6 protein-coding genes and 1 pseudogene are annotated in these 6,201 nt (G+C 50.2%); 6 read left to right on the forward strand and 1 reads right to left on the reverse strand.

What is annotated here, in order from left to right; all coding sequences use genetic code 11:
• Positions 1-68: 68 nt before the first annotated feature.
• The gene (gene zur, locus ACRC27_RS00510; RefSeq protein ID WP_438622142.1) at positions 69-527 is read right to left on the reverse strand and encodes a zinc uptake transcriptional repressor Zur; all 459 of its coding nucleotides are present in this window, start codon (positions 525-527) and stop codon (positions 69-71) included.
• A gap of 115 nt (positions 528-642) precedes the next feature.
• Between zur and dusA the strand changes: the two genes are divergently transcribed.
• The 6 genes and pseudogenes from dusA to ACRC27_RS00540 form a co-directional block, all read left to right on the forward strand.
• On the forward strand, positions 643-1,620 hold the full coding sequence (gene dusA / locus ACRC27_RS00515) for a tRNA dihydrouridine(20/20a) synthase DusA (protein ID WP_438638830.1): 978 nt from the start codon (positions 643-645) through the stop codon (positions 1,618-1,620).
• A gap of 204 nt (positions 1,621-1,824) precedes the next feature.
• Positions 1,825-2,043 (forward strand): envelope stress response protein PspG, encoded by a 219-nt coding sequence (gene pspG / locus ACRC27_RS00520; RefSeq protein WP_438623437.1) that lies wholly within the window; start codon positions 1,825-1,827, stop codon positions 2,041-2,043.
• A gap of 178 nt (positions 2,044-2,221) precedes the next feature.
• Entirely contained in the window at positions 2,222-2,716 is a 495-nt protein-coding gene (locus ACRC27_RS00525) for a copper chaperone PCu(A)C (protein WP_438638831.1), read from the forward strand.
• A 119-nt stretch (positions 2,717-2,835) separates the two neighbouring features.
• The gene (locus ACRC27_RS00530) at positions 2,836-3,456 is read left to right on the forward strand and encodes a TIGR04219 family outer membrane beta-barrel protein (RefSeq protein ID WP_438623439.1); all 621 of its coding nucleotides are present in this window, start codon (positions 2,836-2,838) and stop codon (positions 3,454-3,456) included.
• A 151-nt stretch (positions 3,457-3,607) separates the two neighbouring features.
• The gene (gene cysJ / locus ACRC27_RS00535; protein WP_438638833.1) at positions 3,608-5,455 is read left to right on the forward strand and encodes an NADPH-dependent assimilatory sulfite reductase flavoprotein subunit; all 1,848 of its coding nucleotides are present in this window, start codon (positions 3,608-3,610) and stop codon (positions 5,453-5,455) included.
• Positions 5,455-6,201, forward strand: a pseudogene (locus ACRC27_RS00540) (sulfite reductase subunit beta); the annotation flags it as partial. The gene cysJ and the pseudogene ACRC27_RS00540, both read left to right, overlap by 1 nt.

Genomic DNA, 6,201 nt, shown 5'->3' on the forward strand with positions numbered 1-6,201 from the left:
GCAGCTAACGCATTAAACTGCGTAAAAACAGATCTCGGGGCGCAGATAACGCCCCGTTTTTTTTTAAATTACTGTATGTGGGATGCAGAGCACAACGCACACGTGCCGTGCACCTCAACAATTCGGTGCTTAATGGTAAAACCAAGCTCTGCTGCCACCGTTGCCAGCGTATGGTCAATCGCCTCAGTACGACACTCATTAACACAACCGCACTGATCACAAATAAAAAGCTGTGTGTGATGCACATGCTCTTCAAAACCGCTGCACAGTACAAAACTGTTGACCGATTCCACCTTATGCACAAAGCCCTGCTCTAGCAGGAAATCAAGCGCCCGATATACCGTTGGGGGTTTTGCCTGCGGTTCGCTTTGCCGTAATTTATCGAGCAGATCATATGCGCTAATTGCACCGGCATGTTCTGCCAGTAAGCGCAACACCTGCTGACGTTGCGCTGTCAGGCGTACGCCGCGCTGCTCGCATAAGATCTGTGCTTTTTGAAGTAAACGCTGGAGTGCTTGCTGATTCATGCCAAAATTCTGCAGAGTAAGAGCCTTTTCAGGCCGTGAGTTTAGCATGAGTGGTCAAAAAATAGCGAAAAGTGGTGCGGGTTTGTTAGAATGCGCGCCCGATGAGGAGATCAGCATGACCCAATACCCAAGCCAACGTTTTTCTGTAGCCCCGATGCTCGACTGGACCGACCGCCACTGTCGCCATTTCCACCGCCAACTGACACAGCAAACCCTGCTGTACACTGAAATGGTCACGACTGGCGCGATCATTCACGGAAAAGGCGATTATCTGGCCTATAACGAGGAAGAGCATCCGCTGGCATTACAACTTGGCGGCAGCAACCCAGCTGATCTGGCGCAGTGCGCGAAACAGGCCGAACAGCGCGGTTATGATGAGATCAACCTCAATGTGGGCTGCCCGTCAGATCGCGTACAAAATGGTATGTTTGGTGCGTGCCTGATGGGGAATGCTGCACTGGTTGCCGACAGCATCAAAGCGATGCGCGATGTCGTTTCCATTCCCGTCACCGTGAAAACCCGTATCGGGATTGATGATCAAGATAGCTACCCGTTTTTGGTCGATTTCATTCAGACGGTGGCTGAAAAAGGCGAGTGTGACACCTTTATTGTGCATGCCCGTAAAGCTTGGTTGTCGGGCTTAAGCCCGAAAGAGAACCGCGAGATCCCACCGCTTGATTATGAGCGAGTCTATCAACTCAAGCGCGATTTTCCGCACCTGACTATTGCCATTAACGGCGGAATTAAAACGCTCGATGAGGCAAAAATCCACCTTGCACATCTCGATGGCGTAATGGTTGGGCGTGAAGCTTATCAAAACCCAACCCTACTGACACAAGTCGATCAACAACTGTTTGATCCAAGTGCACCTGTGGTTGATGGTATTGCGGCTGTAGAGGCGATGTACCCGTATATCGAACGCGAACTCAGTCAGGGAACATATCTTGGCCACATTACCCGACACATGCTGGGTATTTTTCAGGGCATTCCGGGTGCACGCCAATGGCGGAGACATCTGAGTGAAAATGCCCATAAAGCCGGTGCGGGCATTGATGTCTTAGAGGCTGCACTGAAGATGGTGCAACGCGGATAATTTAACCCACTTAGCTATGCCAGTAAGCCGTCAGTAATAAGCTGCTAATAATGGGCAGCAACTCAGTAAAAAGCAGCATGAACCGATATAGTGGTTGGCTTATTATCATCTCTGCTCGGATTTTGTGCTATTTTTGAGCACCGTGTCGGCCATTAGGCTGACCACACTTGCAGGCAAGTAGCCTGAATCGAAGGGAATACAGCCATGTTGGAACTGTTTTTTGTTTTGGGCTTTTTTGCTGTGCTGCTGATGACCGGTTTATCGTTACTCGGTGCGATTGCCGCCCTGATCGCCGGTTTTGTGGTCATGCTGCTAGCCGGCATGCTGGCAGTTGCATTTAAAGTATTACCGTGGCTGATTGTGGCAGTTATCGTGGTCTGGTTTATCCGTACCAAGACCAATTATGGCCGCCGCCACCTGTGATAAACCGGATTATCACCGTATTTGTGCCGGTGTTTTTTTGTGATCTCGTGGTCTTTGTACGGAATTTATTCAAATTACCGTGAATTTAGCCGTTTTACCCGCTAGAAGATTCGGTGGTTTATCGGTATCGTTACCGCCTGATTTATCGGCTGTTACCCTTACTGATAAGGATATCATCATGCAAAAAGGGTTTTTCTCCTTGTTACGACGAAGTGGCGTATTTTGTAGCTGTGTACTGTTTAGCAGCTTACTACTGAGTAGCTTGTTCAGTAGCGTGGCTCAGGCCGCTGTTGTGGCTGCTCAGCCCTATGCACGTGCCACCGTTGCCAATGCGAATGTCTCAGCCGTTTTTTTGACTCTGTTTAATCCAGAAAGTGATGAGCGGCAGCTTGTATCGGTCAGCTCACCGTTGGCGGATAAAACCGAAATGCACCAAAGCAGCACCAATGCGCAAGGGGTGATGAGCATGCAGGCTGTTGCGCAGATTGCGATTCCAGCCAAAGGCACCATGATCTTACAGCCGGGTGGCTTGCACATTATGTTGCTGAATTTGCATCAGGCACTGCCTGAAGGCACAACCGTACCGTTGACGCTGACGTTTGATAACGGCCAGCAGATCAATATTGATGCGGTGGCGAAAACCGTATCGCCTGCAAAACAGCATCAGCATTAATTTTTTGGAATGTTCCCGTTCGGGTGCTCCGGCAATCAACACAGCGTTTGCTGTGTTTTTTCTTTCAGGGCGGGATCAGGTGATCGTGTTATTTGATGATTGTGTAAAGGATATTAATAATGAAAAAGAGCTTAGCGCTGTTAGTTTTGTTTGCTGCGTCTCCGGCCATGGCCGATGCGTTATCCATTAAAGGAAGTACCGAATTTCTGGCGGGTACCACTCTCGATGCTGGCCACGGTTTTAGTGATAACAATGCCAGCGGTTACCGTATCGGCCTGCAACTTGAGCATCCGATCCCACTGTTGCCAAATGCGATGATCCGCTACCAGAATCTTGATGGCAGCTCTAACGGTCAGGTTATCGAGCAAGAAAAGTGGGACATGATCGGTTACTACCAGCTGTTGGATAACGGCCTGATCAACATTGATCTGGGTGCCGGCTGGCGGCAGCAGACCAACACCGTGAGTAATCACAGTGTTGAGCAGGGGATGTTCTTGGCTTATTCCGCCGGTGAACTGCGTATTCCAAGTACTCCGTTGTCCGTTACTGCAGAGCTGAACATGCCACTCTATGACAACACATGGGGCTACGATGGCCAACTGGGTCTGGCATGGCGTGCCGGCGCACTGAACCTGAAAGCCGGTTATCAGTGGGCGAAGATGGATTTCAACGAAAATAACAACAATGCGAGCGACATGAATACCAATGGCTGGTACGGCGGGTTGTCGTTCGGCTTCTAATTGACCCAATCTGTTTGGTCATTTCCCCCAACGGGCACTGCGGTGCCCGTTCTTATTTCTTTCGGTTATTAAACATTGCTATCCATTCTTTATCTTGATTTAGAACTGTAGGTAATCTACCTACATCTCTAGCATAAGGAATGTCGTGATGATGAGTGCCAAGGATTTACTGGCAGCCTCCGTGCCAATCAGTGCCGCGCAGCTAAGCGGTTTACAGCAAACTCTGGGTGACCCCTCCGTACAACAACTGGCATGGTTATCCGGCTATTTTTGGGCACTGAGCCATCAGGCCAGTACAGCAACACTGGCCGCCCCTCTTGGCAGCCAGACAGCCGCTATCAGCGCGGCCACGCAGATTCCGGCACCCGTCATCACCCTGATTTCTGCCTCACAAACAGGCAATGCCAAACGGGTTGCAGAAGGCCTGCGTGATGCGCTGCAAACCGAAGGCTGGCAGGTGAACTACCTGAAAGCGGCTGATGTAAAATTAAAAAGTCTGGCTCAAGTTCAAATCCTGATTGTCATTGCCGCCACCTATGGTGAAGGTGAGCCGCCGGAAGAGGCCGTTGAACTGCATAAATTCCTGTACGGCAAAAAAGCGCCTGATCTCTCTGCCGCTCAGTTTGCCGTATTTGGCTTAGGAGACTCCTCCTACGAAAAGTTTTGTCAAACCGGTAAAGACTTTGACTCTCGTCTTGCCGAGCTGGGTGCACAGCGCTTACTGGCTCGGGTTGATGCGGATGTTGATTATCAGGCTGCCGTTGATCTTTGGTCTGCCGCATTAGTGGCTGAACTTGCCCCGCAGTTAGCGGTAGCATCTTCAATCATATCCACCTCTGTGGCTGAAACAGCGCATGTACCCGTATCTCCTAACAAACAGCAGCACTACAGCAAAGATGCGCCCTGCACTGTGCAACTTGCTGCCCAGCAAAAAATTACCGGCCGTTTCTCTGAAAAAGACGTTCGCCACATTGAAATTGATCTGGCTGAAAGTGGCTTAACTTATCAGGCCGGTGATGCACTCGGTGTCTGGTTTAGCAATGATCCTCTGCTGGTAGATGAATTGCTCGGTTATGTCAGTTTACAGGGCAGTGAAACGGTCAGTGTTGATACCCATTTAGATTTATCACTGCGTGAAGCACTGATTCATCACTATGAGATCACCCAAAACGCCCCTTCAGTGGTTGACGCTTATGCCGGTTTTAGCGGTGCAGAGCACCTACAGATCTTAACGGGGGATAAAGCCGCACTGCGTCACTATGCCCAGCAGCACTCACTGATTGCCATGCTGCAACAGGCCCCAAGCCCGCTAAGTGCTGAACAACTGCTTGGTATGTTGCGCCGTTTAACCCCACGCCTGTACTCCATTGCCTCAGCACAAGAAGAGGTGGGAGATGAAGTGCACCTGACCGTTGGCGTGGTGCGTTATGAAGAGCATGCACAAATTCGTAGCGGCGGAGCATCTGGTTTTCTAGCCGATCGGTTGCAAACCGGTGATGCGCTGCGGGTGTTTGTTGAGCCCAATGATAACTTTCGCCTGCCCAATGATCCTGAAACACCGGTCGTGATGATTGGTCCGGGAACCGGCATTGCCCCGTTCCGTGCTTTTATGCAACAACGCGAAGCCTCTGGTGCGGAAGGGAAAAACTGGTTATTTTTTGGCAACCCACACTTTACCGATGACTTTTTGTATCAGGTGGAGTGGCAAAAATGGGTGAAATCAGGATTAGTGACGCAGATATCGCTGGCATGGTCGCGCGATCAGGCGCACAAAGTGTATGTGCAGGATAAAATTCGTGAGCAGGGCGCACAGCTCTGGCAGTGGTTACAGCAGGGCGCACACCTGTATGTCTGTGGTGATGCCAATCGCATGGCACACGATGTACAACGTGCCCTACTTGAGGTTATTTCCCAGCATGGCCACTACTCTGCTGAACAGGCTGAAGAGTACCTTAGCGAGCTGCGCCAAACGAAACGCTATCAAAGGGATGTGTATTGATGAGCCAGAAATTATCGGATAATGAGCGTATCAAAAGTCAGAGCAACTTTTTACGCGGCAACATTGCAGAAGAGATTAACGACGGCCTAACGGGGGGCTTTTCTGCCGACAGTATTCAACTGATTAAATTTCACGGCCTGTATCAACAAGATGATCGTGATATTCGTGCCGAGCGTGCCGAGCAAAAATTAGAGCCGCGTCACCACTTTTTGTTTCGTGCTCGTATCGCCGGAGGTGTGGTCTCACCTGCGCAGTGGTTGGCCATTGATCAGTATGCCAGTGATCTGACACTGTATGGCAGCATCCGCCTGACCACACGGCAGACATTTCAGTATCACGGCATTCTTAAACCTAACCTGAAATCGGTCTTTCAAGGGCTAGATAAAGTCGGGATTGACTCTATTTTTACCGCCGGTGATGTTAACCGCAATGTAATGTGTACCTCTAACCCCGCAGAGTCGGTGTTGCATGCACAGGCGTATGAGTATGCCAAAACGCTCTCAGATCACTTTATGCCCAACGCCAAAGGCTATGCCGAGATCTGGCTGGACGAAGAAAAAGTAGCCGGCGGTGAGCAAGAGCCGATTTATGGCGCAACCTATCTGCCACGCAAGTTCAAAATGACTGTTGTGATCCCGCCACAAAATGATGTTGATTTGCATGCTAATGACCTGAACTTTGTTGCGATAGCAGAGCAAGGCCAGTTAGTGGGCTTTAACGTCCTGATTGGCGGTGGTTTGGGCATG

The sequence above is a fragment of the Plesiomonas sp. genome (genome assembly GCF_051650925.1).
Taxonomy (GTDB): domain Bacteria; phylum Pseudomonadota; class Gammaproteobacteria; order Enterobacterales; family CAMTGL01; genus Plesiomonas.

What these genes read in the sequence shown, in the direction of transcription:
- ACRC27_RS00525 (WP_438638831.1), top strand. Translation starts at nt 2,222, where the DNA reads ATGCAAAAAGGGTTTTTCTCCTTGTTACGACGAAGTGGCGTATTTTGT.
- dusA (WP_438638830.1), top strand. Translation starts at nt 643, where the DNA reads ATGACCCAATACCCAAGCCAACGTTTTTCTGTAGCCCCGATGCTCGAC.
- pspG (WP_438623437.1), top strand. Translation starts at nt 1,825, where the DNA reads ATGTTGGAACTGTTTTTTGTTTTGGGCTTTTTTGCTGTGCTGCTGATG.
- cysJ (WP_438638833.1), top strand. Translation starts at nt 3,608, where the DNA reads ATGAGTGCCAAGGATTTACTGGCAGCCTCCGTGCCAATCAGTGCCGCG.
- zur (WP_438622142.1), bottom strand. Translation starts at nt 527, where the DNA reads ATGAATCAGCAAGCACTCCAGCGTTTACTTCAAAAAGCACAGATCTTA.
- ACRC27_RS00530 (WP_438623439.1), top strand. Translation starts at nt 2,836, where the DNA reads ATGAAAAAGAGCTTAGCGCTGTTAGTTTTGTTTGCTGCGTCTCCGGCC.